This is a genomic window from Pedobacter chinensis, assembly GCF_003339865.1.
GTDB classification, from domain to species: domain Bacteria; phylum Bacteroidota; class Bacteroidia; order Sphingobacteriales; family Sphingobacteriaceae; genus Pedobacter; species Pedobacter chinensis.
In genome coordinates this window covers 311,783-336,643 of record NZ_QPKV01000006.1, presented here as the reverse complement: position 1 = coordinate 336,643, position 24,861 = coordinate 311,783, and the positions used below count along the sequence as shown (strand labels likewise).

Below are 24,861 nucleotides of genomic sequence, written 5' to 3'. Positions count from 1 at the left end.
CTGTCAGGAGAATTATTTTATCTTTGTAACTAAGATATTTAATAAGTAAGACTTATGGATAATAAAGAAGATGTACTTAAACTAAGAAAGTTAAGCCAACAGTATGCCTACACCTCAATTCAATTGCATGAAAGCATTGGTAGAGAAATTGGGATGTCAGGCACTGATCATAAATATCTGGGTTTTTTAATCCAAAAAGGACCAATGACAGCAGGTAAACTTGCTGTGCTCACAGGTTTAACAACAGGCGCAGTTACAGGTTTAATAGACAGATTTGAGGACAAAAACCTTGTTAAAAGACAGCCTGACAAAAATGACAGGAGAAAAATAATCATTGTACCTAACGTTGAGAAAATAATAAAACTGATTACTCCATTTTATAAAGATTTCCAGGAAAATACGGATGAACTTTTTGCATCATTCTCCATCCAGGAATTAAAAATCTTAGAAAGATACTTTCTAAATTCCTTAGAAATAATGAACCGTAAAATTGAAAAAATAAACAAAAAATAATCACAGAAATTCGATGAACACAGTTAATGCAGAAGACAAAACCAAGCCTCATATCCCAACTCCTTTTGTCCAAACATATTTTCACGGAACAAAGGCAGATCTGAAAATTGGCGACTTCGTCCAGATAGGTTTTAAATCCAACTATGAGGACAGAAAACTAAGGCACGTTTATGTAACATCTACGTTAAATGCGGCTGTTTTGGGAGCAGAACTTGCTTCTGGCGTTGGACGGCAAAGAATTTATTTGGTAGAAGCAACCGGCGACATAGAAGATGATCCAAATGTAACGGATAAAAAATTCCCTGGTAATCCAACCATGTCCTACCGTTCAGAACACCCGTTTAAAGTAGTTGGAGAAGTAACCATTTGGCAGGGACGCTCACCCGAACAAATTAAGGCAATAAAAAAAGGACTGGAAAAACTTAAAGAACAAGGCTTGAACGTTATTTTAGATTAAGAAAACAGGTATAAATTTTAAATAAAAAAGAACATTAACGATTTAAATAGCGATAAGTTTGTTCAATTGCCATATCCAATAATCACGTTAATTTTTTAAATTAGTAGAAAAAAGAAGATACGAAGATTATGGTTATAAAATAATGGACGGTTTGCCCCTTATTTAACATAATCAATAAAACCATTCTTAAAAGCTTAAAAACAAAATTCTTTAGCTCTGTTGCAATAACGCTTTATCATGAGTCATCAGAGCAATAAACAAAAATCCGCTAAAATCATATTGAAATATGGACAAAGCAACACAAACAATGATAGACAACCTGCAAAAGAACACAGGTAAAACATTAGAGCAATGGATTGAAATTGTAAAGAAAGAAAATTTTGCAAAGCATGGGGAAATCATGAAATTTCTCAAAGATACGCACGGACTGACACACGGTTTTGCTAACCTGATAGCCCTAAAAGCAAAAGGCTCCGATGCAGATTCAGCAGAAAATCAGGACGACCTGATAACGAAACAATATCAGGGCAAAGAACATTTCAAACCTATTTATGACAAGCTTATTTCCGAGATACAGGATTTCGGAAACGACATTGAAATAGCACCCAAAAACACTTATGTAAGTTTAAGGCGTAAAAAACAGTTTGCAATCTTAAATCCTGCAACAAAAACCCGTTTTGAAATCGGCATTAACCTAAAAGGACAAGAACCTAAAGATAAATTGGAAGCCGAAAAACCAAATGCCATGTGCTCGCACAAAATCAGCCTTGCAGATATAAAAGACATAGACAACGAAATAATTGGATGGATAAAAACGGCTTATGACAATGCAGGGTAATACGACCATAAAAGGACTGCCTTAATTTTAAAAAATTAAAACATAAATTAAGATGAACAATAAAAACCACGAAAGAATTTACAAAATGTCTTTTGCAGGTGTTTATCCGCATTACATTCAAAAAGCGGAGAAAAAAGCTCGCACAAAAGCAGAATTGGATGAAATTATATTTTGGCTGACCGGATATAACAAACAAACACTGCAACAACACATTGACAACAAAACCAATTTTGAAACTTTTTTTGCCCAGGCACCTCAAATCAATCCGAATGTTTCAAAAATTACTGGGGTAATTTGCGGTTATCGTGTAGAAGAAATTGAAGACCCTTTAATACGAAATGTTCGCTATTTAGACAAGTTGGTGGATGAATTGGCAAAAGGCAAAAAAATGGAAAAAATTTTAAGACAGTAATCAAAATTGGAATTATGGCAAAAACCAAGACAACTTACACAGGGGTAGACGTACTGGATTTTATAAATTCATATGTTGACAACGAACAAAAGAAAGCTGACAGTTTTCGCTTGATAGAACTAATGCAGCAATGGTCAGGTTTTGAACCCGAAATGTGGGGACCAACCATTATAGGATTTGGTAACTATCATTACAAATACGCAAGTGGTCATGAAGGCGATGCACCAATTATTGGTTTTTCCCCAAGAAAGGCAGCGTTTTCACTCTACGTTTATTCTGAAACAGAAAGAAGTAAATTATTGATAACCGACCTCGGTAAATTCAAAATGGGCAAAGCCTGCATCTACGTTAAAAAGCTTTCTGACATCAACCTCTCAACCTTACAGGAACTCTGCATAGAATCAATTAAATACATTAGCGAGCATCACGAATGTTCTTGCAGAGTAAAATAACGAACACATTGACAACAGGGAAAGTGTTTTTAAATGACTTTTAGCTTACTCAATTGGCTATAATTTCACACCTTATTTCCAGAAGAATTATTGTCAACAAACAAGGTTATTAGATTCTTTTCGAAACACGATATGCAAGAATAAAAGAACATCAGAAATGGGCTATAAAAGCATTGCAGAAAAAATAATTGCCCTAAAAAGAGCAGACTTAGAATTTAGGGAGAAACTTATCCAAAACGGACAACTTGGCGAAGGGTATAATGAGGAGATGAAGAAGTTGCATAACAGAAATGCCAAGACCTTAAACGACCTGATTGATACAATCGGTTATCCAACAATAGACAAAGTAGGAAAAGAAGCCAGCGAAGCAGCCTGGTTGATAATACAACATTCAATCGAACAACCCCGATTCATGAAAAAGTGTGTTGAATTATTGGAAACTGCTGTTAATGAAAATAAAGCAGACCCAAAAAATTTAGCTTACCTTATTGACAGAATAGCCGTATTTGAAGGGAAACCCCAGCTTTATGGAACTCAATTTGATTGGAACGAAAAAGGAGAGTTGAGTCCAAATCCTTTTGATAACCTAACCAAAGTAAATGAAAGAAGAAAATCCATCAGACTTAACACTCTTGAAGAACAGACAGAAATTATAAGAAGACAGGCCCAAAATGAAAATCAATCACTACCTGTAGATTTTGAAAAAAGAAAACGGGAGATTGAAGAATGGAAAAAAAATGTTGGTTGGACAAAATAAGAACAGCAATAACAACCTTTGGTTGACTGCAAGCCCGATGCCTGGAACCAACGTTAAACTTAATAATAAATCGACTTTTGTACTTCTATTTCCACTAAACTCAGACCGTTCTTGACAAGGTAGAACCAGCAGGCGGAAAAATCATTGCCCCAAAATTTTCAATCCCGGCGGGATTTATTGCGATAATCATTGATACAGAAGGCAACAAAGTCGGGTTACACGCTGAACAATAAAACAAGTATAATACGCACCTTGTGTTAACAAAGTTCCCGTTACGCACTCTCCGGCATAGGAAATAATGAAAGAATAGGAGGCCGTTGAAGCTTATGCAACACCATTCGAATTTGTATGCCATTAAAGTTTTAGATAAACTTTGTTGAGACTACCGTCATTGCGAACTGAGAAAAGATATGTGCGCCGGAGTGAAGCAATCTTTCCAATACTGCAATTGGGATTACAATGGTAAATAGGTTGCTTCGTCGTACCTCCTCGCAATGACGATAATGGGAAAACACAAAACAAAACCACCCCGGCCAACGCACTGCCATCCTTCATACCCCCTCCTTAAAACAAGGAGGGGAAATTTTCCTCGTAGCGCATCAGTACCCCCTATCCGCCTATCGGCACCTTTCCCCTTGAAGGGAAAGGACTCGTAAAAGAACTTATTGATTTTGGTTTTTCGCATGCTGTTCACTGATGAAAAATTGTTGAAACACTCGTCATTGCGAACTGAAGAAAAGGATATGCGAGGTGGCGTGAAGCAATCTTTCTAACTAAGAAATTAAAGGGAATTAACAATTGCAAAATAGATTGCTTCGTCATTTCTTCTCGCAATGACGACTTATAGATGAACCTATAAGAGATGCCTGGTTCTGCGCCCTGTTCTCCGGCATAGGAAATGATGGAAGGATAGGCCGTTGAAACTTGTGCAACTTCGTTCGGATTTGCAGGCACAAAACAGCGGTCAGTCCGATCCTTCATCGGACATCATCCGCTGTTGCCATTAAAGTTTCGGCGAGCATAGCCGACATCAGTTCCAAGCCTTGATTTTTGGCTACCTTTTTATCAAGAAAAAGGTAGGAGCCCTTCCGGCGGCGAGGAAGTTCAAAAAGTCATTTGCAAAATTAGATTGCTTCGTCGTTCCTTCTCGCAATGACGACTTATAGATGAACCTATAAAAGATGCCTGGTTCTGCGCCCTGTTCTCCGGCATAAGAAATGATGGAAGGATAGGCCGTTGAAACTTATGCAAACTCGTTCGAATTTGCAGGCACAAAACAGCGGTCAGTCCGATCCTTCATCGGACATCATCCGCTGTTGCCATTAAAGTTTCGGCGAGCATAGCCGACATCAGTTCCAAGCCTTGATTTTTGGCTACCTTTTTATCAAGAAAAAGGTAGGAGCCCTTCCGGCGGCGAGGAAGCTCCAAAAATCATTGGTAAAATAGGTTCCTCAGCAATGACGGCAAGATGTAAGAACCCTTGAACTCCCTTTACTTGCACCCACTAACACATTCATCATTGACGATCTTATTTAAATAAAATGGCCCGTACAAATACAGGCCATTTATAAAATTCTGGAATAAAGGTAATAGAAAGCCTACTTTCCGGTTTGTTCTATATCTCTGTCCATTTCAATCAAATCCACTTCAGCAGGATCAGAAAAATCGCCTATTAAATATTTATTAAAGTGATCGGCTAATTTCCAGAAAGCATATTCAGTCATATCGCCAAAACCATGGCGCTGGCCAGGAATAATTAAGAAATCGAAACGTTTTCCGGCCTTCATTAAAGCATTTGCTACACGAATGGAATTGGCTGGGTGAACATTGTTATCCACATCGCCATGCATTAACAATAAATGACCTTTTAAGTTCTTTGCCAAATCAGGGTTTTTATCAATGCTATATTTGAATGACGTATCTCCTTTTAATGAAATTACTTCTTTAACTCCATGATGCTTTTCACTCCACCAACGATTGTAAATGCTGTTATCGTGATTACCAGCATTAGACACTGCTGCCTTAAAGAAATTTGGATAAACCAACATGGCAGCAGTTGACATAAAACCACCTCCGGAGTGGCCGGTAATACCCACTTTGTTATCATCAATAAACGAATATTTTGCAGCCAACTGTTCAATAGCTGTTTTCTTATCTGCTAAACCATAATCGCGAAGATTACCGTAACCGTAAGTATGGTACCATTTAGATCGTGATGGGTTCCCACCGCGATTGCCTACTGTAATAACAATATAGCCGAATTGTGCCAAACGTTCCGTACGATCCATACTTTTGCTAAAGGCTTTATTTACTGCCTCTGTTTGCGGACCAGGATAAACATACTCGATGATGGGATATTTTTTATTCGGATCGAAATCAAAGGGCTTGTACATTACACCATATAAATCCGTAATTCCATCATCAGCTTTTACTTTAAACGGCTCTGGAAATTTGTAACCTGCAGCCATTAATAAAGAAAGATCAGTAGATTCCAGCTCCATCACTTTTCTGCCATTTTTATCATACAAAGTAGATTTAGGGGCCGTATTTACCCTCGAATAATTATCAACAAAAAAGGTATTGTTGTCGTTCATGTTCGCAGCATGATCAAAATCTCCGGCATTTAATAATTTCAGGTTTGAACCATCGAAATTAATGCTGTACAAATGCAGATAATATGGATCTTCTTTAGCTTCTCTCCCATTGGCAGTAAAATATAGTACACGGTTTTTCTCATCAATATTAACAATGCTTTCACAGTGGAAAGCACCTTTTGTGATTTGATTTTTAAGCTTCCCGTTTCCATCAAAAAGGTAAAAATGTGCCCAACCATCGCGCTCACTCCAATGAATTAATTCATTTCCATTGTTCACTAAGCCCGGACGATTTACTTCAACATAAGAATTAAATCGTTCATCAATCAATGGTTTAATGGCATTTGTATTAATATCAACGGTACAAATATCTATGCGTTTCAAATCGCGGCTGGTGCGTGAAAAATAGAATTTGGTATCATCCCCAAGCCAGATGGAAGGCCGGAATTCATTATCCCTGTCTTTATTTAAAACAGGTTTACTCCAAACCGAAACACTTTGATCTTTAAAGGCCGAAACATTCAGTTTTTTATAAGATTTTGCCGGAAAATCGAAAAGTAAAACTTCATCCTGAGGTGCTTCTTCCTCCCCTGGCATCTGGTATTTATAAGTTTCCAGCGTTGGGCGACCAGGAGTTACACTGTTGATTACCCACAAATCTTTAACCTTACGGGCATCGGTTCTGTTTAAAACAAAATACCTCGAATTTGGCGACCAAAGCACATAAGCGCCTCTGCGCTTCTTGTTGTTCTTTTCATTTTCAACATTGTTTTCGCCATCTCCATTGCTTCCATAAGAATAGAATTTTACACCATCTTTAGTTAACTGATGCTCTACAATAGTGCTGTCATCTTCATTTTTAACGGCCTTTTTGTAATTTTCTTTATCCATCCAATACAGATTGTAATTACGTGAAAAAACAATTGCAGATGAATCTGGTGCTACCGAACCCCAGCTTGGTTTAGGTTTTGGCTTACTGAAATTAGGAATTTCAGTCAGTTTCGCCGTAGCCAGTTCATATTTAAACGAAAAGATTTTTTTCTGCATTGAATCTGCCGCTTTTTTATCCTTGCGATCTTGCTTCAATTCATCGATGGAACTTTTAATCTCGAAAGAAATACTTTTTTCATCGGCAGCAAATTTTAAATTTTCAATGGGTAAATGCTCTGCATCAAATGGATCTCGAATGGCCAAAGTAATATCTGCAGCCATTTTTGAATTATCAAACATCAATTTCTTGGTTTTAGCAACGGGATCTACCAAATACCAGAATTTGCCTTTCGGATTTTCGAAAGTGTACCAGAAACGATTACTTAATTTTAACCAATGAGGATCTACCGATGTAGAATACACCATTTTCTTCAGTTTATTTGGCGAAAAACGTGCGGCAAGCTGATAATTTGCCTTGGGTTGTGACTGAATGTTTTCGGTTAATGTAAATGTTTTGTTTTGTGCCGCTACAGTTAGGCATAAAAACGGTGCACAAAGAACGAGTTTATAAAGTTTATTCATTAAAATTTGTTTGAGGCGCTAAATTATTTAATTATAGCTGATTATATCTCTTCAAAATTGTAATAAAACGGTTAGTTTGGCTCGTTTTCAAAAAAGCAAATATTTATCAACACAAGTGCATTCGCTATCTGATTAGTTAACAGATTTTATAGTTTTGTAATTAGAATATTATAACATGAAATACAAATTACTTACCATTATAACGGCAGGGATCATACTATTTACCAGCTGTCAATCTAACTCCAAAGCAGAAAGTTCTGTTTCAACAGATTCTACAGAACAAACCAAAGAAAACGAACACACAGGAGATCCTGTTGATGTTTCTAAAATTAAGGTTGCTGATGCAAAAACAATTTTAGCCAGAAAACAAGTGCCTATCCTTTGTTACCATCAGGTACGTAACTGGAAACCCACTGATGGTAAAGTAGGCAAAGATTATATTGTTGAAATTCAGAATTTTAAAGATCAGATGAAAATGTTAGCCGATAGTGGCTATCACACTATTTTACCTGATCAGCTTTATGCTTACTTAAATACCGGTGCAGCATTGCCAAGTAAGCCCATCATGTTAACTTTTGATGATACCGATATGGATCAATTCACCATAGTTCGTCCAACATTGGATAAATTAGGTTTCAAGGCAGTTTATTTCATCATGACGGTTTCTATAGGCAGAAAAGGAAAGTTTGTTGATTATATGACCAAAGAGCAGATTAAACAACTTTCTGATGAAGGAAACATCATCGGTTCGCATACTTACGATCATAAAAACTTTAAAAAATACGCGGGTAAAGATTGGGAAGAGCAATTGGATAAACCAACCAAAAAACTGGAAGAAATTACCGGAAAAAAAATCACAGAATTTGCTTATCCTTTTGGTTTATGGAATGCGGAAGGAATTCCGGAGTTGAAAAAACGTGGTTTCAGAATGGCTTATCAATTATCAACCAAACGCGATGAAAAAGATCCGTTGTTTACCATTCGCAGAATTATTGCAAGTGGTTACTGGAGTCCGAAAACACTAAGCAACAGCATTAAAAACAGCTTTTAAATTACTTAATGGCTGTTTGAGATATAAAATTTTATCGAAATTTATTGTATTGCGTTATTCCCGCAAATGTGGGAATGATGCAATACAATTAAAGATTTGGGCAATAAAACCTTGAAATAAACGCAGTATCTTGATTAAATAATGTTATAAAAATTGAATAAAAATCTCAAACTAACCTTCCATCCCCTCTTATCATTCATAATAATCGGTTTATTTTTACTGGCCTGCGGCAATCAAGAGTCTACACAAAAAGTTGTTGATGAGGTTACACCAGCAGATCTAAAAAAAGATACCATTAAGCAAAAACCCGCCGATGCTAAAACAATTTTAGCCCGTAAGGAAGTACCGGTTTTATGCTATCATCAAATCAGAAATAGTTTGCCAACCGATAGTAAAAGGGCGAATGACGACATTATTTCTCCTGATAAATTCAGAGAACATATTAAAATGCTGGCAGATAGCGGCTATCATACCATTTTGCCCGATCAACTTTACGATTATCTGGTTTATGGTGCAAAACTGCCGGAAAAACCAATTATGATCACATTTGATGATACCGATTTAGATCAGTTTACAGTTGGGGCTTCCACATTGAAAAAGTATGGTTTTAAAGGCGTTTATTTTATCATGACGGTTTCGATTGGCAGAAAGGGACGAATAGGTTATATGACACGTGAAAACATCAAACAACTCTCTGATGAAGGGAATACAATTGCCAGTCACACTTATGACCATAAAAACTTTACGCAGTTTACCGATGAAGATTGGAAGACTCAAATTGATGAACCTACCAAAAAACTGGAAGAAATCACAGGAAAGAAGGTTGAATATTTTGCTTATCCATACGGAGTTTTCAAAGCTTCGAACTTACACAAGTTAAAAGAACATGGTTTTAAGGCCGCTTTTATTCTGTCTACACCCCGAGACGAAAATTATCCGCTTTATACCATTCGCAGAATAATTGACCCGGGAAGATACTCCGCTAAAAACCTTTATTACAGCATAAACAAGAGTTTTAATAAAACAAAACCATAGTTTCATCTGTAAAATACAGTGGGAATTAATTGTGCCGTTATGAAAAATCTTGTCTTCTTACTTTTTGGTTTAGTGATATTATTTGCCTGTAATAATCCCAAAAATAGTGCGAACGATGATACCGGATCAAACTTAAGAACAGAATTACCTGAAAACTTTTATAAAAGACTGGAAGGCACCATTGCCGGAAAACGGGTGGTAATGAACCTGCAAAAAGTTAATGGCGATTATGACGGGAATTATTTTTATGAGGGGTCCTGGCTCAATTTATCAACTGATACCATTATCGGGAAAGACAGCGTAGTGCTATCGGAAAACAGTTTTTACGATTATTATTTTGATAAAGACGCAAAACAAGCTCATTTGCATTTAAAATGGACCGGCAACGGATTTAATGGCAGTTGGGAAAACGGCGATAAAACGAAAAACTTCCCCGTACGGCTGGTGGAGAAATATCCTGCAGGAAGCTATGAATTTTCTGCAGGCTTATATGAAGACTCTACTAAAGCTTTTGCAGATAGAACAAAATCTCCGGTTGCCTCAATTAGTTTTGAATATTTGCAGGCCAGGGCAAGCGATGAAAGTGGCAACTGGTTAAATAATCAGCTAAAACGTATCTCAGGTATCACACCGGGAAACGTAGACCGCGAAATTGGATTTAAGAAGATTGCAGAAGCTTATTTTTCTGACTACAAAAAGGAAATTGCAGAACAGCAAAAATCAGGTCCAGACCGGGGTTTTGAAGAATGGATGAATTATACCAATAATAGTCAGCAATCCATCTCTTACAACGGAAATGGTTTTGTAGTGATCGATTTTTTGGCTGATGCTTATACTGGTGGTGCGCATGGAAATTACAGCAGTACCATGTTTTGTTTGGATGTTCAGCATAAAAAACAGATGATTTTAAGTGATGTGGTAAAAATTGACTCGAACACTTTACAGAAATTGCTGGAAAAGAATCTCAGAAAACAATACAACATTAAGCCTCAGGACGAAATCAACAGCGTTTTATTTGACAATTTCTTAAAACCCAATAAGAATTTTTATTTCAATGATAATGGCCTAGCCTTCATGTATAATCCGTACGAAGTAGCAAGTTATGCCCAAGGCCAAATTGTTGTTTTTATTCCTTTTAATGAGCTGAAAGCTTATTTAGTTCCGGCTTTTGCTGAACGAATTGGAGTGAAATAAGTTCTTGTTCTTTTCCCGCAGATTCTCAGATTGTCGCAGAATTAAGCAATTCGAATAATACACTGGGCACGCTAACTTGTTTCGGCACCCGATCATCAGGTTTCCCGGCTGGTCGGGATTTGTAATCCAGACCCTGGAACCGTGGATTTTAAATCCACAGATATACCACTGTTGCCTTGCTGAACCTGTTTCAGCACTTGATTATCAGGTTCGTGAACCAACAAGACTGACGAAATTATCCCATAACACAGCCTCCCGAAATTTCGTAAGTCGTTTACAAATCCAGTTGGTCGGGATTTGTAATCCAGACCCTGGAACCGTGGATTTTAAATCCACCGATATACACTGTCTAAGCCTTGCTTTAGCACCCTGATTATCAGGCTCGTGAACCAACAAGACTGACGAAATTATCCCATAACACAAGCCTTCAAATTTCGTAAGTCGGTTTACAAAATCCAGTTGGCCGGGATTTGTAATCCAGACCCTGGAACCGTGGATCTTAAATCCACCGATATACACTGTCTAAGCCTTGCTTTAGCACCCTGATTATCAGGTTCGTGAACCAACAAGACTGACGAAATTATCCCATAACACAAGCCTTCAAATTTCGTAAGTCGGTTTACAAAATCCAGTTGGCCGGGATTTGTAATCCAGACCACCGAACCGTGGATTTTAAATCCACAAATATACCACTGTTGCCTTGCTGAACCTGTTTCAGCACCTGATCATCAGGTTCGTGAACCAACGAGACTGACGAAATTATCCCATAACACAAGCCTTCAAATTTCGTAAGTCGGTTTACAAATTCAGCTGGCCGGGATTTGTAATCCAGACCACCGAACCGTGGATTTTAAATCCACAAATATACCACTGTTGCCTTGCTGAACCTGTTTCAGCACCTGATCATCAGGTTCGTGAACCAACGAGACTGACGAAATTATCCCATAACACAAGCCTTCAAATTTCGTAAGTCGGTTTACAAATTCAGCTGGTCGGGATTTGTAATCCCGATTACCGAACCGTGGATTTTAAATCCACAGATATACCACTGTTGCCTTGCTGAACCTGTTTCAGCACTTGATTATCAGGCTCGTGTAAACCATTAAGACTGACGAAATTATCCCATAACACAAGCCTTCAAAATTTCGTAAGTCGGTTTACAAAATCTCCTGCACCAAATATTTATTCCCGTTAAAACTTAACTCATCGCCCACTTTCGCACCCATAAAAAGCTTCCCGATTGGTGCGGCCTGAGAAACAGCAAAAAATTTTTGTCCGTCAACATTCAATTCGCCGGCACTGATGCTGATATAGAAATTACCTTTTGGAGTTAAAACCAGGCTCCCATTTTTAATCGTTTTTGCTACATCAACATTTTCTACCTGTTGTAAGGCAATTTTCTGTTGTCCTGCTTCGTAAAGTAATTTGTTATTCCTGTCCATTTCCTGCTGCATCATTTCGCGGGTGGTTTCATATTTATCGCCGGCACTACTTTTAGTGTCATCGTTTGATGCCTGCCTGGCTTGCTGTAAAGAATATTCAATATTCTCTATTCGGTTTTGAATAAAGTTTAAACAAAGCTGATATAACTGAGATTTTAGGGTAGGCATATTTTGATGGAAAATGAAAGATGAAATTTTTGGTAGCAGACTAAACACTCCAGACTAATGACTCAGAACTCAATCCTCTATCCACTTTACTTTTCCTTCCATTGGAGTGCGGTTTGGTGCCCAGGGTTTTTCATTATGATAGCCCATGTAAAATAAACCGATGCATTTTTCATTTTCAGTTAAGCCCAAAAATTCACCCAAATCATCAATTAACGGTGGCGAACTCCAGTAGGCACCAACTTTTAAACTTTCGGCAGTTAAAGCCATATTTTGAACGGCACAAGATACGGCAGCCAATTCTTCCCATTCCGGTATTTTGCCACTCACAGCCATATTAATAGCAATAATACAATCTGCCTGACTCGTTTTCTCTGCAAAGCTATCATACTTCTTTTGCAAAAATTGTTGTGGAGAAACCTTCTTTTTATATAATTTGCCAAGCTCCTCTCCTAGTTTTGGCAATCCAGCCTTTCTAATCACAGTAAACCGCCAGGGTTGGGTTAGCTTATGCGTTGGGGCGTAATTTGCTGTCTCTAAAATTTGATTGATTACCTCAACAGGAATTTCTTTTTTGATATAACTGGCCGGAAAAATACTACGGCGTTCTTTAATGATTTTAACTATGGTTTCATATGCTGTACTCATTTGGTAAAAGTAGCGAAAAGCCAAAAGACTAAAGCTTAAAGCGAAAAGCAATTTACCAATGCGGAAAAGATTTGACTTTTAGCTAACTGAAAATGATGAACTGCTCACTGATAACTGTTTCCTGATCTGTTTAACTCTTGCAAAAAAAGCAATGCTCTCCTTATCGATAAGAAAATTCATGGTTTGGATCAGTTCATCTTTAATCCATCCATGTTTAGGAATTAAATTGGCCAAAATATTTAAACAATGTGATTTAACAGCAACCGGGATTTTCTCATCAATAAGCCAGGCGAATACAACTTCAACTATTTTATCTGTATCGCAGTCACTGATGATTTCTTTAATTTCAGAAGGAGCATTTTTCCCGGTCATGAAGGCTAGAATTTTAACATAATGCCTTAATGCAGATAAATTGTTTTGTGTGGAAAATCTCTCTAAGAAATAGTGTACATAAGGCAAAAATCTTTCCTGATGATGGGAATATACATTTTCTAAAATCCAGGCTGAACGGAAACCAATCTGCTCATCATGATGAAAACTTAAATCAATTAAATCTTTTACAGAGAATGTTTCATCAGAAGCGATTGCCGCAAGTTTTTCAACTTTGCTTTTGCTAAGGGTTGCTTTTATGGTGTCGAGTAATGGTTGCATAGATAGCCGCAGATTCACAGATTAATAAAGTAAAATTAATGAATAATCTTGTGATGCAGTCTGTCTAATGAGCAATTCAACATAGTCGAAACAGATTGTTTTGTCGGCTGGAGGGTCTCCCCTACAGTGACAACAATTACCCATAAGAGTTGACAACTTTCTTTGCTATTGATTATTGAAGTTGTCAATGCTATAAAAAACAACGGAGACCAGGTCTTTTAGGCCATCAAATTAAACCTGGATTCCAATTATTAATCCTAAACCTTTTAGCTTCTGCCTTTTTACCCTCAACCTTTTTCCGTATCTTTGCGGCTTATTTTATTTACAGTATGATTTCAGTTTCTAATTTATCGTTACGATACGGCAAACGCACATTATTTGAAGATGTTAACCTAAAATTTACCCAGGGCAACTGCTATGGCGTAATCGGGGCTAACGGCGCAGGTAAATCTACTTTCCTGAAAATTTTATCGGGAGAGGTAAATCAAACTTCGGGTAGTGTGGCTTTTACTCCGGGCGAAAGAATGGCGGTTTTAAAGCAAAACCACTATGAATTTGATGAATTTACGGTATTGGAAACAGTAATGATGGGACATAAAGAACTTTATGCCATTATGAAAGAGAAAGATGCCATTTACATGAAAGAAGATTTTTCCGAAAAAGATGGGGAACGTGCCGGAGAGTTGGAAAATCTTTTCGCTGAAATGGATGGCTGGAACATGGAAAGTAATGCTGCCACCTTACTAAGCAATTTAGGTATTACAGAAGATAACCATTATAAATTACTGAAAGAGCTCGATAACACACAAAAAGTACGCGTGTTATTGGCACAGGCATTATTTGGTAATCCTGATATTTTGTTACTGGATGAGCCTACCAATGATTTGGACATCGAAACGATTGCCTGGCTCGAAAACTTCCTGGCTGATTATCAAAACATTGTATTGGTGGTATCTCACGACAGGCACTTTTTAGATGCGGTGTGTACGCACATTGTGGATATCGATTTCGCAAAAATGAGCATCTATACAGGTAACTACTCTTTCTGGTATGAATCTAGTCAGTTAGCGTTAAAGCAACGTAGCGACCAGAACAAGAAAATGGAAGATAAAGTGAAAGAGTTGCAGGAATTTATTCGCAGGTTTAGTGCAAATGCATCGAAATCTAAACAAGCAACTTCACGTAAAAAAGCTTTAGATAAAATTGATATTACCGAGATCAAAGCTTCAAGCCGTAAATATCCTGCAATTATTTTTAATAATACAGGTCGTGAAGCCGGAGACCAGATTTTACAAGTGGAGAATTTAGGTAAAAGCGGAAACGATGGCATTTTATTCGACAAAGTTACTTTTATGGTGAACAAAGGCGATAAAATTGCTGTGCTTTCTCAAAACAGCTTAGCTACTGCCGCATTTTACGATGTGCTAACAGGTCGCGATACTGATCATAAAGGAGAATTTAAATGGGGTGTTACCATCAGTACAGCTGATATTCCTAATGATAATTCTGAATATTTCTCTGGTAAGGATGAAAACCTGGTTGATTGGTTACGTGAATACTCAGGCACAGATGCTGATGAGCAATTTGTACGTAGCTTTTTAGGGCGTATGTTATTCTCGGGAGAAGAAGTTTTGAAAAATGTTAAAGTACTTTCCGGAGGCGAGAAAATGCGTTGCATGTTCTCCAGAATGATGTTGCAACAAGCCAATTTATTAATGTTTGATGAGCCTACCAATCACCTGGATCTGGAATCTATCGAGGCACTAAACAATGGTATGAAAGATTTTAAAGGAACAATTTTATTTACCTCACGAGATCACCAGTTAACAGAAACCGTTGCAAACAGAATTATCGAAATTACACCCAAAGGCACCATTGATAAGTTAATGACTTACGATGAATACATTAACAACCCCGATGTTGCTAAACTTCGTGAGGAAATGTATGCTTAAGATTTAAAGCGCTTCCTTTTTAAAGAGCATTATTGCCTGGCCAATGAAAAATTGGCCAGGCAATGTTATTTTGTATCCGCACTAGGCATAACGGGGATTTGTTTTAGCAAAAGGCATAACACACCAACGTCATTTCCGCGCAGGCGGAAATCTTAAAGCTTTCGCTATAGGGCCTAAAAACAATCATTTTACAACAAGTTTCATACATGAATCGTCATTGCGAGGAGGAACGACGAAGCAATCTACTTACCATTGTAATTCCAATTGCAGCATTGGAAAGATTGCTTCACTCCAGCGCACATACCTTTTCTTCAGTTCGCAATGACGGGAGTCTCAACAAAGTTTATCTTAAACTTTAATGGCATGCAAATCCGAATGGTGTTGCATAAGCTTCAACGGCCTCCTATCCTTCCATCATTTCCTATAACCTAGAATGCGTAACAGGGATTTGTTTTACGCAAGGAGCATAGTACCCTTGTGTCATTTCTATGCAGGTGGAAACCAAGCAAGTGCTTATCGAAGATAAATTAAAAAAATTCCTACCCACTGTAGCGTTTTCATTTCATTAAACGTTTTAGAAGAAAAGTGTTAATGGCCATTAACCAATTTTATTTAAAAAATTGATTTAACTACATGAAAACTAATCTAAAAAACTTTAGTCTGACAACAAAAATTGTACTCTCTCTCCTTACCATAACTACCATATTTTCGGCTTGTAAAAAAGACTGGAATAATGAGCCGATTGAAGCCGCCGGAATTGGATATGTACACGCATCTCCAGGTACTGCCGCTCTTGATTTTGTATTAGACAATCAAAAGATTGGAAGTTTCACGTATACCAATGATCGCGGATATTATGCAGCCTATCCCGGAACAAGATTAGTTGGTGTTGCGAAGAAAGATTCTTTAAAGTATCTTACCAGCGGATCAGCCGTTTTAAAATCAGGATCTTTTTACTCTGTTTTTGTGGTAGATACATTAAAATCCACAAAACTGCTATTGGTTGAAGATGATTTGAAAGCTCCGGATGCAGAAAAAGCAAAAGTTCGTTTCATTAACTTAAGTCCTGGGTCATCCGCTTTGGATTTAGCAGTTGAAGGCAATGCTACAGCCTTATTCACCAGCAAAGCCTTTAAAGAATATACACCATTTACTTCCATTGATCCTGCTGAAAGCTATAATTTTCAGGTTAAGGATGCGGGTTCTGCAACAGTAAAAGCAACGCTTCCCGGAGTTAAAATTGAAAAGGGAAAAATTTATACCATTTGGGCAAAAGGATTAAGCAGTACAACCGACAGCACAAAATTTGGCTTGGCTGTAATGACTAACAAGTAATATCTACCCGTTGAATTTAACACCATTCTGAAATATGGATGGTGTTATTTCTTTAATTTTGCAGAATAAGTTTAATCACTTATCAAAAAACTAATCAAACCTTAAATAGATCCTTTACGGGAGTGATAAAAAAGATACTCAGTTTTGAGGAAATTTTAAAAGGCTGTGTAAAAAATGACAATAGCTGTAAAGAAATGATGTATAAATCATTTTATGGCTATTTAATGGGTATTATTTTAAGGTATACCAAGAACCCCGCTGATAGCGAAGAACTTGTAAATGATAGTTTTATAAAAATATTTAAGCATGTTGGCAATTTTAAACCACCAAAAAATCCGGAAGAATTGCAACGATCATTCAAAGGTTGGATTGCTCAAATTGCATCGCGTACAGCAATAGATAAAATAAGGAGTGCAAAAGCTCAATTCTATGTTGACGACTTAACTGAAGATGAACATCCGGTTACACAAGTATCTATCGCTTCAGAACTTCATGTTAACGATATTTTAAATTTATTAAATCACTTGCCAGATACGCAGAGGTTAGTATTTAACTTATACGAAATTGAGGGTTTCGCTCATGACGAGATTGCTGTAATGTTAAGCATTCCGGAAAGTTCAAGCCGTGTTTACCTGACCAGATCTAAAAACAAGTTACGTACGCTTTATCTAAATACATTGGTTAATTCATATAAAAAAAATGGATAAGGAATTAATTGAGCATATCACATCACAGCTTCAACATCACGAAGAATCTTATTCTGATGGTGCCTGGGAGCGTTTTTCTGCAAAGGAGAATAAACCAAAACGTTTTGTTTACTGGCCTTTGTGGGTTGCGGCTGCTTTAATTTTAGTTTTTGGGGGAGTGTTTTTTTCTTTGAATGAAAAAACCATTAAAAGTGATATGGCTGTAAATAATTCAAAACCAATTACTCAGAAACCCGATGAGGAGAACACTTTATCTTCTACTGAAAACAGCCAACCAAAAGAAAAAAACCAACTAAATTTACCATTGATCAAAGAAAATCAATCCATTCCAGGTATAACTGTTGCCAGCAATCAATCGCAAAAACGTGTTGAACAATACCATTCGTTAGCAGTTCACGAAGTAATTGAAAATGATAACCGCCTTGAAAATTCACTTACCGCTATTAACTTGGCAAGTGCAAACAACAGGAGCTTTGATATTTATAGAGAAAACAAAAAAGAAAAGGTATTTAAAAAACCAACATTTGAAGATATATTGGCTCATGATAGTAAATTCAATGAGTTTAGCAGCGCATCAAAAAGCCAGAAAGATTCTAAATGGGAACCTGGTGTTTATGTGGCACCGGCAATGGGTAATGACAACAAAGTAAATATGAATTATGGTTTCTCATTATCCTATGCCATCGATAAGAAGCTGTCCATTAGTTCAGGGGTTTCGTATGCATCATTAAGTTCCACAGAATCTTTAGATGCCAGCGCCCCACAAACTTTATCAGGCAAGAATTTGGAATCTGTTAATGCTAAAGTTCAGGGAATCAATATCCCATTGGAGCTTAAATACAACATTAGCGATAAACTATATACCGGAGTAGGAATTTCTGCATTGGCTGTACTGAATAATTCTCAGCAAAACACTTATCTGATCAATCAGGTGCAGAGCATGCCTATGGCTTCATCTAGCGGAGCAATGGAACAAAAGAACTTCATCGTGGCAGAAAAAACCAGCGAACCACAGCCAGAATCGGCCATTGATCCTGATAAATACATCGGTTTTTATAATTTCTCCATAGGTTACAAACAAAAAATATCTCCAAAGAAAAATATAGCCATTGAGCCATTTTTAAGATTGCCGATGAAAACCTTCTCTAAAGAAAACTTAAACTTAACCAACGGAGGCTTAAGGTTAAAAATCGATTTTTAGATATTGTTATAAACGAGTTACAATTTCAATTACGCTTGTTTACTATCTTTGCGGGATATATAACCTGAAGGGAACGATAATGAAACAACTGGCATTTTTATTTTTACTTTTTATTGGCTTTGGCGCACAAGCGCAGCATGATCCGAGCGATCAAATGGATTCTCCAAACTGGGATGTAATTGGAAGCATTGGTTTTAAAACGGTTAAGCCAACTGAAAAATATGCAGTTTACAATGCTAACATTAAAAAATTCGAAAATAAGCCTTTTGAATTATCCGGATATATTGTTCCGATAAAAGACGGGATGAAACAAACTAAATTTATGTTATCTACCTTACCCATCAACCAATGTTTTTATTGCGGGAAAAATGGTATCCCAATCATGGTTTTAGTTGAAATGGCCGAGCCGGTTAAATTTACTTACCAACCCATTACGGTAAAAGGTGTTTTAAAACTGAATAATGGGAATACGATGGATAATCCACCAGTACTTTTATCCACATCAAAACTGTTATAAAACAAAGGCTGTCCTAAAAATCCCGTTCAATCCTATTAAGGAAATTCACGTTTTACCTATCGTAAACTCATCTTTAAAACTTTGCATCATACCCAATTTAATAGGGTATCTTAATACGTTTTCAATAGCGAAAGCTTTAAGATCATCTTCGATGGGCACTTATGTGGCAATGACGAAACAAGAATGGTCTGGTCTGAAAAATATTTGTGTCAACACGATAAATTTCACAGGCACGACAGATTGATCTTTTAGGACAGCCTAATTTTGTTTTTATATCAACAGTTTAAAACTGAAAATTTATAACTGTGAACCGACCTAGTGACCTGAATGTCCATCAGCACCATGAGCATGGCCATGAGCCAGTTCATCCTGAGTAGCTTCTCTAACGTTTAAAATTGTTCCGCTAAACAAAAGGTTTTTCCCAGCCATTGGGTGATTTAAATCAACTGATACCGTTTCATCATGAACAGCGGTTACGTTGGCCCTGAACTGGTTACCATTGTTATCCTGTAATGGAATAACATCACTAACATTTGGAACCTCACCACCAGCATCTGTAAACATGCTTTTAGGCAAATCTGCAAAAGCTCCGGGATCAATTTCTCCGTAACCATCAGCAGCCGATAATTCGAAACCATATTCATCGCCGGTTTTTAATCCAGCTAAATGCTCTTCAAATTTAGGCAACATCATGCCAACGCCATATAAAAATACTAAAGGATTTTGCTCGTCTGCTTTCTCAACAAAAACTTGTTGTCCTTCTTCGTTAGTAGTATGCAATTCATAAGTTAATGCAACTACTGAGTTTGGTGAAATATTCATTCAGATTGTTTTAATGTAAATACGCTAATGCTTCCTCAACAGTTTTAACCGGTAACTGGCATACTTTATTTCGGCAAATATAAACTTTTGTTTCATTGCTTTGCTTACCTTTTAACAGTGGCAGGTTACTTTTTGTTCCACCCAATGTAATTTTGTTGGGAATATAATGATTGCTTAACTCCAGTTTAACCACATCAGTTTCTAAACCCACAATGGCTATTTCGTTAATTCCCTGTATCTCATTGAGTAACTGTATGGCCCAGTTGGAATAGGCAGAACCGTATGTTTTTATTTTTGGATAAACCGCAGCAAGCATTGCTGATGCCTTATCGGTGTAATCATCCAAATCAAAAAGCAACCCTAATTTCTTTAAGTTTTGTGCCATGGTTGAATTTGATGCAGGAATAACATTATCCATCACTTCGTGTTTACGGGCAATTAAACTTTCTCCTTCCGCTGAGGTATAGAAAAACATGGGCGAGCCGGCGTCATTGAAATTTGCGATCACCTCATCTGCAAGAGCTTTTGCCTCTGTTAACCATTCTTCATCAAAATCATATTCATATAAAGCAATCAATGCTTCAATTATAAAGGCGTAATCATCTAAAAATGCGGTAATGGATGCCTTTTCATTTTTATAATTACGGTATAATCCGCCACTAGCTGTTTTTAAATTCGTTAAAATAAAACGTGCGGCTGCCGATGCCTTTTCATAGTATTGATGATGATTCAAAACCTGTGCTGTATCGGCTAATGCCTTAATCATCATTCCATTCCAGGCCGTTAAGCATTTATCATCCAAACCTGGTCTGATCCTTTTATTTCTGACCTGAAGCAATTTTACTTTGGCAGCTTTTACAGTTTCATACAAGGTTTCTGCATCAATTCCATACTTTTCTGATAGATCATCATCTGATAAGGTTTTACGTAAAATGTTGGTTTGCTCCTCTTCCCAGTTTCCATCTTCGGTAACCTGATAATATTCGGCCATTAACCGGGCATCATCGCCCAAAATATGGTCAAATTCTTTCTTATCCCAAACATAAAATTTACCTTCTATTCCTTCACTGTCAGCATCTAAAGCAGAATAAAACAAGCCTTCTGCCGAAGTCATTTCGTTAAAAACCCATTCAATGGTCTCCACTGCCGTTTGTTTAAAAGCTTCAAATTTGGTGCATTGATAAGCTTCAATATATAAACTGATCAATTGTGCATTATCATAAAGCATTTTTTCGAAATGGGGCACATGCCATTGATCATCTACAGAATAACGGGCAAAACCACCTCCTATCTGATCGTAAATTCCCCCACGACTCATTTCTTCAAGCGTGTGGCATACTGCAGTAAAAACAGATTCATCATCTCTTAAAAAGCCATAACGCAATAAGAAAACCCAGTTATTGGGCAGTGGAAATTTGGGAGCTCGGTTATATCCACCAAAACCAATGTCGAAATGGCGTTTCCAGGGTTCAATGATTTCTGTTAAATGTTCCTGAGTATAATCTTCTTTTGAAACCGGTGGAATTATTTTTTCACTGTCTTTTATTCCGGCTGTTAATCTTTCGGCATATTGAATGGCTTTACCGGGTTCATTTGCCCACAATCCGGCAACATTTTCCAAAATGTTAATCCAATCGTTTTTTCTGAAGTACGTGCCCCCGTAAATCGGGCGTTGATCGGGCAAACAAATGCAATTCAGAGGCCAGCCTCCGCTGCCGGTCATCAACTGGATAGCATACATATAGATCTGATCAATATCCGGGCGTTCTTCCCGGTCTACTTTTATGCAGATAAAATGCCGGTTCATTACCTCGGCAACCTCGTGGTTTTCAAAACTTTCACGCTCCATCACATGGCACCAATGGCAGGCAGAGTAACCGATACTCACTAAAATGAGTTTATTTTCTGCCTTAGCTTTCTCCAGAGCTTCGGTACCCCATTCGTACCAGTTTACAGGATTGTAAGCATGTTGTAACAGGTATGGCGAAGAGGCGTTAATTAACTTATTGGGTGCTGAATGATGGTTTGACATGAATGCTAAAATATTTCAATTGAACTTGTAAAGCTATTAATTATCTACAAAGCTGTTTCGTTTTAGTTTTTGTTTTTCTACTTTAGTTGAAAATCTACAAGCAATGGAATTGGCCAGAAACATTTATTTAGTGCAATAAAAAAAGATTATCATTAAATCCTGATTGAGCGTATGACAACTGACTGTACTTTTTTTGAAGAACCTCCCGAATTAAACACATCATCCCTAACCCCTCAACCCTAAACCCTCAACCCTAACCGCTAACCCAATCATGAAAATCACTCATACCGAAATATATCGCTTCAGCATTCCGATGGAACCTTTCGTAATCGCTACAGGAACCATGCATTTTGCACAGAATGTGCTGATTAGAATTTATACCGATACCGGAATAAATGGCATTGGCGAATGCTCTGCTTTTCCGATGATTGTTGGCGAAACGCAAGATACCTGCATTGCCATGGCAAAAGATTTTGCAGCTATTTTAAAAGGAAAAAATTCGCTGGAAATTCCGGAACGGATGAACGATTTATTGGGCTACGCAGATCATAACAGCACCATAAAAAGTGCTTTTGATATGGCTTTGTTTGATATTTCAGCAAAACATGCAGGCTTACCGCTGTATAAATTTCTCGGTGGAACCAAAAGAACAATTGAAACTGATATGACCATTGGCATTGATACACCTGGGGGAATGGCGGCTACGGCACTAAAATACAAAGAAAAAGGTTGCAGAATCATTAAAATTAAGCTGGGCAAAAAAGTTCACGATGATATAGAACGGGTAAAACATATTCGTGAAGCTGTAGGAGATGACATGACTTTACGGTTAGATGCCAACCAGGGCTGGAGTTTTGACGATGCATTATTTGCCCTGGGCGAGCTTGAAAAGTATAACATCGAATTTTGTGAGCAACCCATGAGAACCTGGTATGATGATAAACTGCCGGAGCTTAATGTAAATTCTCCTATTAAATTAATGGCTGATGAAAGTTGTTATAACCATCACGACGCCCGGAAACTGATCAACAGTCAATCTACCACCTACCTTAACATCAAATTCTCGAAATCGGGAGGCATTTTAGAAGCACAAAAAATACACGAAGAAGCCTTACAAACCGGTGTAAAATGTATGATTGGGAGTATGCTGGAAAGCAGGATCGCTTTAAGTGCGAACTTACATTTTGCATTGGCCAGTCCAAATGTGGAATTTTTTGATCTGGATACCGCACTATTAGGCCACCTGGTTGATCCGGCCGTTGGCGGTTTAACTTATAATGGATACTTCCTTGATGTGCCCGATGAAATTGGAATCGGTGCTGAAGCAGATGAATTTTTCCTGGAAAAATGTGAAAGCTGGATTATTTAGTTCATTTGTATCATTGGTTCATTAGTAGGCAGGTTTGGGTGCGTAAAGTTCATTGGTGTCATTAGTTCATTAGGTTTATAGCCTTGTACCAATGAACAGATGACCAGTGAACTAATGAACCAATGACTAATGAACCATTGAACTAATGAACATCTGCACTAATGAACAAGCATTCCTGCCAGTGCCGTACTATCGCCGTTAAACGCATTAAAATCTACTACATGGCCAATGCCACTGATTTTCGCTTTATCAGAATGTTGCCAGAATTTCCAGCGGCTTTTATCCATTCTCAATTTGGGTTGATGGTAATGAGCAATCCATAACGGATATTCATCAAAATGATCAGCCAAATAATCTTCATAAAACTTTAATCCCGTGTAAATAATCGGACGAACCTTGGTTTTCATTTCCACAAAATTGAGAAAATCTGCAAGCTCTGCCCGCATTTTTAATGGCGAAACACCGTCCAGGCTCTCAATATCAACAACAGGGGGTAAATCTCCTTTTTCTATGTTTACCACCTGTAAAAAAAACTTAGCTTGTGTTTTCCCCTCTTTTTTTGGCCTGAAAAAGTGGTAAGCGCCGCAAATAATACCAGCTTTTGGTGCTTCTCTCCAATTACGCTGAAAGTAAGGGTCAACCTGTAAAATGCCTTCAGTTGCTTTAATGAAAGCAAAGCGAATATTCACTTCGTCTTCTTTCATTTCTTTCACTTTTTGCCAGTTTATTTTGCCCTGATAATATGAAACATCAATTCCATGTACGGTATATGCCTTCGGAATTTTAATGTTAAAACTTTCGTAAGTGCGATAATTGGGGTCCTGCCCCCAATCTTTTACCCATCGCCAGGTGGCCACGAAATCTTTAAGCACATACCCGTAATATAATGGAGAAAGTAAAATCAATAATAACCCCGCAATAGCAACTTTCCATTGAATCGGTAGCGGTTTAGGTTTCTTTTTACGAACGGTTTTTCGGGTTACCCGTTTTCTTTTGGCTGGCGGCATAAGCTATTTAATGCTGCTAAATTGAGGAAAATATGGAGAAATAAAAAAAGCGAGTTGCCCCGCTTTGAATGTTTTCACAACGGAATAATCCTTATTGTGATTTGCTTTCATGTCAAAGATAGAAATTATTTTAAGATGCAGATTACGGGAAACCGTAATGAATTAAAAATAAATGATTTTAAGTTTGGGTATGGCGTT

At 37.5% G+C, this 24,861-nt stretch carries 23 protein-coding genes; 16 read left to right on the top strand and 7 right to left on the bottom strand.

The features are described 5' to 3' along the window. Positions 1–54 precede the first annotated feature (54 nt). The 6 genes from DU508_RS15705 to DU508_RS15680 all read left to right on the top strand — a co-directional run bounded on the left by DU508_RS15705 (position 55) and on the right by DU508_RS15680 (position 3,429). On the top strand, positions 55–513 hold the full coding sequence (locus DU508_RS15705) for a MarR family winged helix-turn-helix transcriptional regulator (RefSeq protein WP_115403750.1): 459 nt from the start codon (positions 55–57) through the stop codon (positions 511–513). A 13-nt stretch (positions 514–526) separates the two neighbouring features. Further along, entirely contained in the window at positions 527–970 is a 444-nt protein-coding gene (arr, locus tag DU508_RS15700; RefSeq protein ID WP_115403749.1) for an NAD(+)--rifampin ADP-ribosyltransferase, read from the top strand. A 286-nt stretch (positions 971–1,256) separates the two neighbouring features. Further along, positions 1,257–1,808 (top strand): DUF4287 domain-containing protein, encoded by a 552-nt coding sequence (locus tag DU508_RS15695; protein ID WP_115403748.1) that lies wholly within the window; start codon positions 1,257–1,259, stop codon positions 1,806–1,808. Positions 1,809–1,860: 52 nt separating this feature from the next. Beyond that, on the top strand, positions 1,861–2,220 hold the full coding sequence (locus DU508_RS15690; protein WP_115403747.1) for a DUF2200 domain-containing protein: 360 nt from the start codon (positions 1,861–1,863) through the stop codon (positions 2,218–2,220). Between the two features lie 14 nt (positions 2,221–2,234). Continuing rightward, entirely contained in the window at positions 2,235–2,672 is a 438-nt protein-coding gene (locus DU508_RS15685) for a DUF1801 domain-containing protein (protein ID WP_115403746.1), read from the top strand. Between the two features lie 157 nt (positions 2,673–2,829). Next, positions 2,830–3,429: a DUF6624 domain-containing protein gene (locus DU508_RS15680; RefSeq protein WP_115403745.1), complete on the top strand. Its 600-nt coding sequence runs from the start codon at positions 2,830–2,832 to the stop codon at positions 3,427–3,429. A 1,598-nt stretch (positions 3,430–5,027) separates the two neighbouring features. Here the strand turns inward: DU508_RS15680 and DU508_RS15660 are convergent. Continuing rightward, complete coding sequence (locus tag DU508_RS15660) at positions 5,028–7,535, bottom strand: S9 family peptidase (RefSeq protein ID WP_115403742.1); 2,508 nt, start codon at positions 7,533–7,535, stop codon at positions 5,028–5,030. A gap of 175 nt (positions 7,536–7,710) precedes the next feature. Here DU508_RS15660 and DU508_RS15655 point away from each other — a divergent pair, with 175 nt between their 5' ends. From DU508_RS15655 to DU508_RS15645, 3 genes are all read left to right on the top strand, one after another. Continuing rightward, on the top strand, positions 7,711–8,586 hold the full coding sequence (locus tag DU508_RS15655) for a polysaccharide deacetylase family protein (protein ID WP_115403741.1): 876 nt from the start codon (positions 7,711–7,713) through the stop codon (positions 8,584–8,586). Between the two features lie 153 nt (positions 8,587–8,739). Continuing rightward, entirely contained in the window at positions 8,740–9,621 is an 882-nt protein-coding gene (locus tag DU508_RS15650; protein WP_115403740.1) for a polysaccharide deacetylase family protein, read from the top strand. A 39-nt stretch (positions 9,622–9,660) separates the two neighbouring features. Beyond that, a complete protein-coding gene (locus tag DU508_RS15645) occupies positions 9,661–10,815 on the top strand; it encodes a DUF3298 and DUF4163 domain-containing protein (protein ID WP_115403739.1) in 1,155 nt (384 codons plus the stop codon). A 1,157-nt stretch (positions 10,816–11,972) separates the two neighbouring features. Here DU508_RS15645 and DU508_RS15640 read toward each other — a convergent pair. From DU508_RS15640 to DU508_RS15630, 3 genes are all read right to left on the bottom strand, one after another. Further along, on the bottom strand, positions 11,973–12,425 hold the full coding sequence (locus DU508_RS15640) for a 3-oxoacyl-ACP synthase (protein WP_115403738.1): 453 nt from the start codon (positions 12,423–12,425) through the stop codon (positions 11,973–11,975). A 69-nt stretch (positions 12,426–12,494) separates the two neighbouring features. After that, complete coding sequence (locus DU508_RS15635; protein ID WP_115403737.1) at positions 12,495–13,070, bottom strand: nitroreductase family protein; 576 nt, start codon at positions 13,068–13,070, stop codon at positions 12,495–12,497. A gap of 78 nt (positions 13,071–13,148) precedes the next feature. Beyond that, entirely contained in the window at positions 13,149–13,721 is a 573-nt protein-coding gene (locus tag DU508_RS15630) for a hypothetical protein (protein ID WP_115403736.1), read from the bottom strand. Between the two features lie 329 nt (positions 13,722–14,050). Here DU508_RS15630 and DU508_RS15625 point away from each other — a divergent pair, with 329 nt between their 5' ends. The 6 genes from DU508_RS15625 to DU508_RS15605 all read left to right on the top strand — a co-directional run bounded on the left by DU508_RS15625 (position 14,051) and on the right by DU508_RS15605 (position 19,433). Further along, on the top strand, positions 14,051–15,673 hold the full coding sequence (locus DU508_RS15625) for an ABC-F family ATP-binding cassette domain-containing protein (protein WP_115403735.1): 1,623 nt from the start codon (positions 14,051–14,053) through the stop codon (positions 15,671–15,673). Positions 15,674–15,879: 206 nt separating this feature from the next. Next, on the top strand, positions 15,880–16,032 hold the full coding sequence (locus DU508_RS23875; protein WP_158542188.1) for a hypothetical protein: 153 nt from the start codon (positions 15,880–15,882) through the stop codon (positions 16,030–16,032). A 274-nt stretch (positions 16,033–16,306) separates the two neighbouring features. Beyond that, positions 16,307–17,008 carry a DUF4397 domain-containing protein gene (locus DU508_RS15620; protein WP_115403734.1) on the top strand — a complete coding sequence of 234 codons (702 nt, stop codon included), beginning with the start codon at positions 16,307–16,309 and terminating at the stop codon, positions 17,006–17,008. A gap of 122 nt (positions 17,009–17,130) precedes the next feature. Further along, positions 17,131–17,715, top strand: coding sequence for an RNA polymerase sigma factor (locus DU508_RS15615; RefSeq protein WP_115403733.1), 585 nt, complete (start codon positions 17,131–17,133; stop codon positions 17,713–17,715). Then, positions 17,708–18,916, top strand: a complete 1,209-nt coding sequence (locus DU508_RS15610; protein ID WP_115403732.1) for an outer membrane beta-barrel protein — start codon at positions 17,708–17,710, stop codon at positions 18,914–18,916. Before DU508_RS15615 ends, DU508_RS15610 begins: the two co-directional genes overlap by 8 nt. Before the next feature lie 79 nt (positions 18,917–18,995). After that, the gene (locus tag DU508_RS15605; protein ID WP_115403731.1) at positions 18,996–19,433 is read left to right on the top strand and encodes a hypothetical protein; all 438 of its coding nucleotides are present in this window, start codon (positions 18,996–18,998) and stop codon (positions 19,431–19,433) included. A gap of 315 nt (positions 19,434–19,748) precedes the next feature. Here DU508_RS15605 and DU508_RS15600 read toward each other — a convergent pair whose 3' ends face one another. Both DU508_RS15600 and DU508_RS15595 read right to left on the bottom strand, forming a co-directional pair. After that, on the bottom strand, positions 19,749–20,255 hold the full coding sequence (locus DU508_RS15600) for an FKBP-type peptidyl-prolyl cis-trans isomerase (protein WP_115403730.1): 507 nt from the start codon (positions 20,253–20,255) through the stop codon (positions 19,749–19,751). Positions 20,256–20,265: 10 nt separating this feature from the next. Beyond that, positions 20,266–22,287 (bottom strand): thioredoxin domain-containing protein, encoded by a 2,022-nt coding sequence (locus tag DU508_RS15595; protein ID WP_115403729.1) that lies wholly within the window; start codon positions 22,285–22,287, stop codon positions 20,266–20,268. 271 nt (positions 22,288–22,558) lie between these two features. Here DU508_RS15595 and DU508_RS15590 point away from each other — a divergent pair, with 271 nt between their 5' ends. Continuing rightward, positions 22,559–23,656, top strand: a complete 1,098-nt coding sequence (locus tag DU508_RS15590; protein ID WP_115403728.1) for a mandelate racemase/muconate lactonizing enzyme family protein — start codon at positions 22,559–22,561, stop codon at positions 23,654–23,656. A 158-nt stretch (positions 23,657–23,814) separates the two neighbouring features. Here DU508_RS15590 and DU508_RS15585 read toward each other — a convergent pair whose 3' ends face one another. Next, positions 23,815–24,663, bottom strand: a complete 849-nt coding sequence (locus tag DU508_RS15585) for a glycoside hydrolase family 25 protein (RefSeq protein ID WP_115403727.1) — start codon at positions 24,661–24,663, stop codon at positions 23,815–23,817. Positions 24,664–24,861: the final 198 nt, after the last annotated feature.

Bases quoted from the DNA above. Each gene is read 5' to 3' on its own strand.
- DU508_RS15685 (WP_115403746.1), top strand. From the start codon at position 2,235: ATGGCAAAAACCAAGACAACTTACACAGGGGTAGACGTACTGGATTTT.
- DU508_RS15705 (WP_115403750.1), top strand. From the start codon at position 55: ATGGATAATAAAGAAGATGTACTTAAACTAAGAAAGTTAAGCCAACAG.
- DU508_RS15645 (WP_115403739.1), top strand. From the start codon at position 9,661: ATGAAAAATCTTGTCTTCTTACTTTTTGGTTTAGTGATATTATTTGCC.
- DU508_RS15595 (WP_115403729.1), bottom strand. From the start codon at position 22,287: ATGTCAAACCATCATTCAGCACCCAATAAGTTAATTAACGCCTCTTCG.
- DU508_RS15660 (WP_115403742.1), bottom strand. From the start codon at position 7,535: ATGAATAAACTTTATAAACTCGTTCTTTGTGCACCGTTTTTATGCCTA.
- DU508_RS15585 (WP_115403727.1), bottom strand. From the start codon at position 24,663: ATGCCGCCAGCCAAAAGAAAACGGGTAACCCGAAAAACCGTTCGTAAA.
- DU508_RS15695 (WP_115403748.1), top strand. From the start codon at position 1,257: ATGGACAAAGCAACACAAACAATGATAGACAACCTGCAAAAGAACACA.
- DU508_RS23875 (WP_158542188.1), top strand. From the start codon at position 15,880: ATGAATCGTCATTGCGAGGAGGAACGACGAAGCAATCTACTTACCATT.
- DU508_RS15625 (WP_115403735.1), top strand. From the start codon at position 14,051: ATGATTTCAGTTTCTAATTTATCGTTACGATACGGCAAACGCACATTA.
- DU508_RS15680 (WP_115403745.1), top strand. From the start codon at position 2,830: ATGGGCTATAAAAGCATTGCAGAAAAAATAATTGCCCTAAAAAGAGCA.
- DU508_RS15590 (WP_115403728.1), top strand. From the start codon at position 22,559: ATGAAAATCACTCATACCGAAATATATCGCTTCAGCATTCCGATGGAA.
- DU508_RS15640 (WP_115403738.1), bottom strand. From the start codon at position 12,425: ATGCCTACCCTAAAATCTCAGTTATATCAGCTTTGTTTAAACTTTATT.
- DU508_RS15610 (WP_115403732.1), top strand. From the start codon at position 17,708: ATGGATAAGGAATTAATTGAGCATATCACATCACAGCTTCAACATCAC.
- DU508_RS15605 (WP_115403731.1), top strand. From the start codon at position 18,996: ATGAAACAACTGGCATTTTTATTTTTACTTTTTATTGGCTTTGGCGCA.
- DU508_RS15635 (WP_115403737.1), bottom strand. From the start codon at position 13,070: ATGAGTACAGCATATGAAACCATAGTTAAAATCATTAAAGAACGCCGT.
- DU508_RS15690 (WP_115403747.1), top strand. From the start codon at position 1,861: ATGAACAATAAAAACCACGAAAGAATTTACAAAATGTCTTTTGCAGGT.
- DU508_RS15600 (WP_115403730.1), bottom strand. From the start codon at position 20,255: ATGAATATTTCACCAAACTCAGTAGTTGCATTAACTTATGAATTGCAT.
- arr (WP_115403749.1), top strand. From the start codon at position 527: ATGAACACAGTTAATGCAGAAGACAAAACCAAGCCTCATATCCCAACT.
- DU508_RS15630 (WP_115403736.1), bottom strand. From the start codon at position 13,721: ATGCAACCATTACTCGACACCATAAAAGCAACCCTTAGCAAAAGCAAA.
- DU508_RS15655 (WP_115403741.1), top strand. From the start codon at position 7,711: ATGAAATACAAATTACTTACCATTATAACGGCAGGGATCATACTATTT.
- DU508_RS15620 (WP_115403734.1), top strand. From the start codon at position 16,307: ATGAAAACTAATCTAAAAAACTTTAGTCTGACAACAAAAATTGTACTC.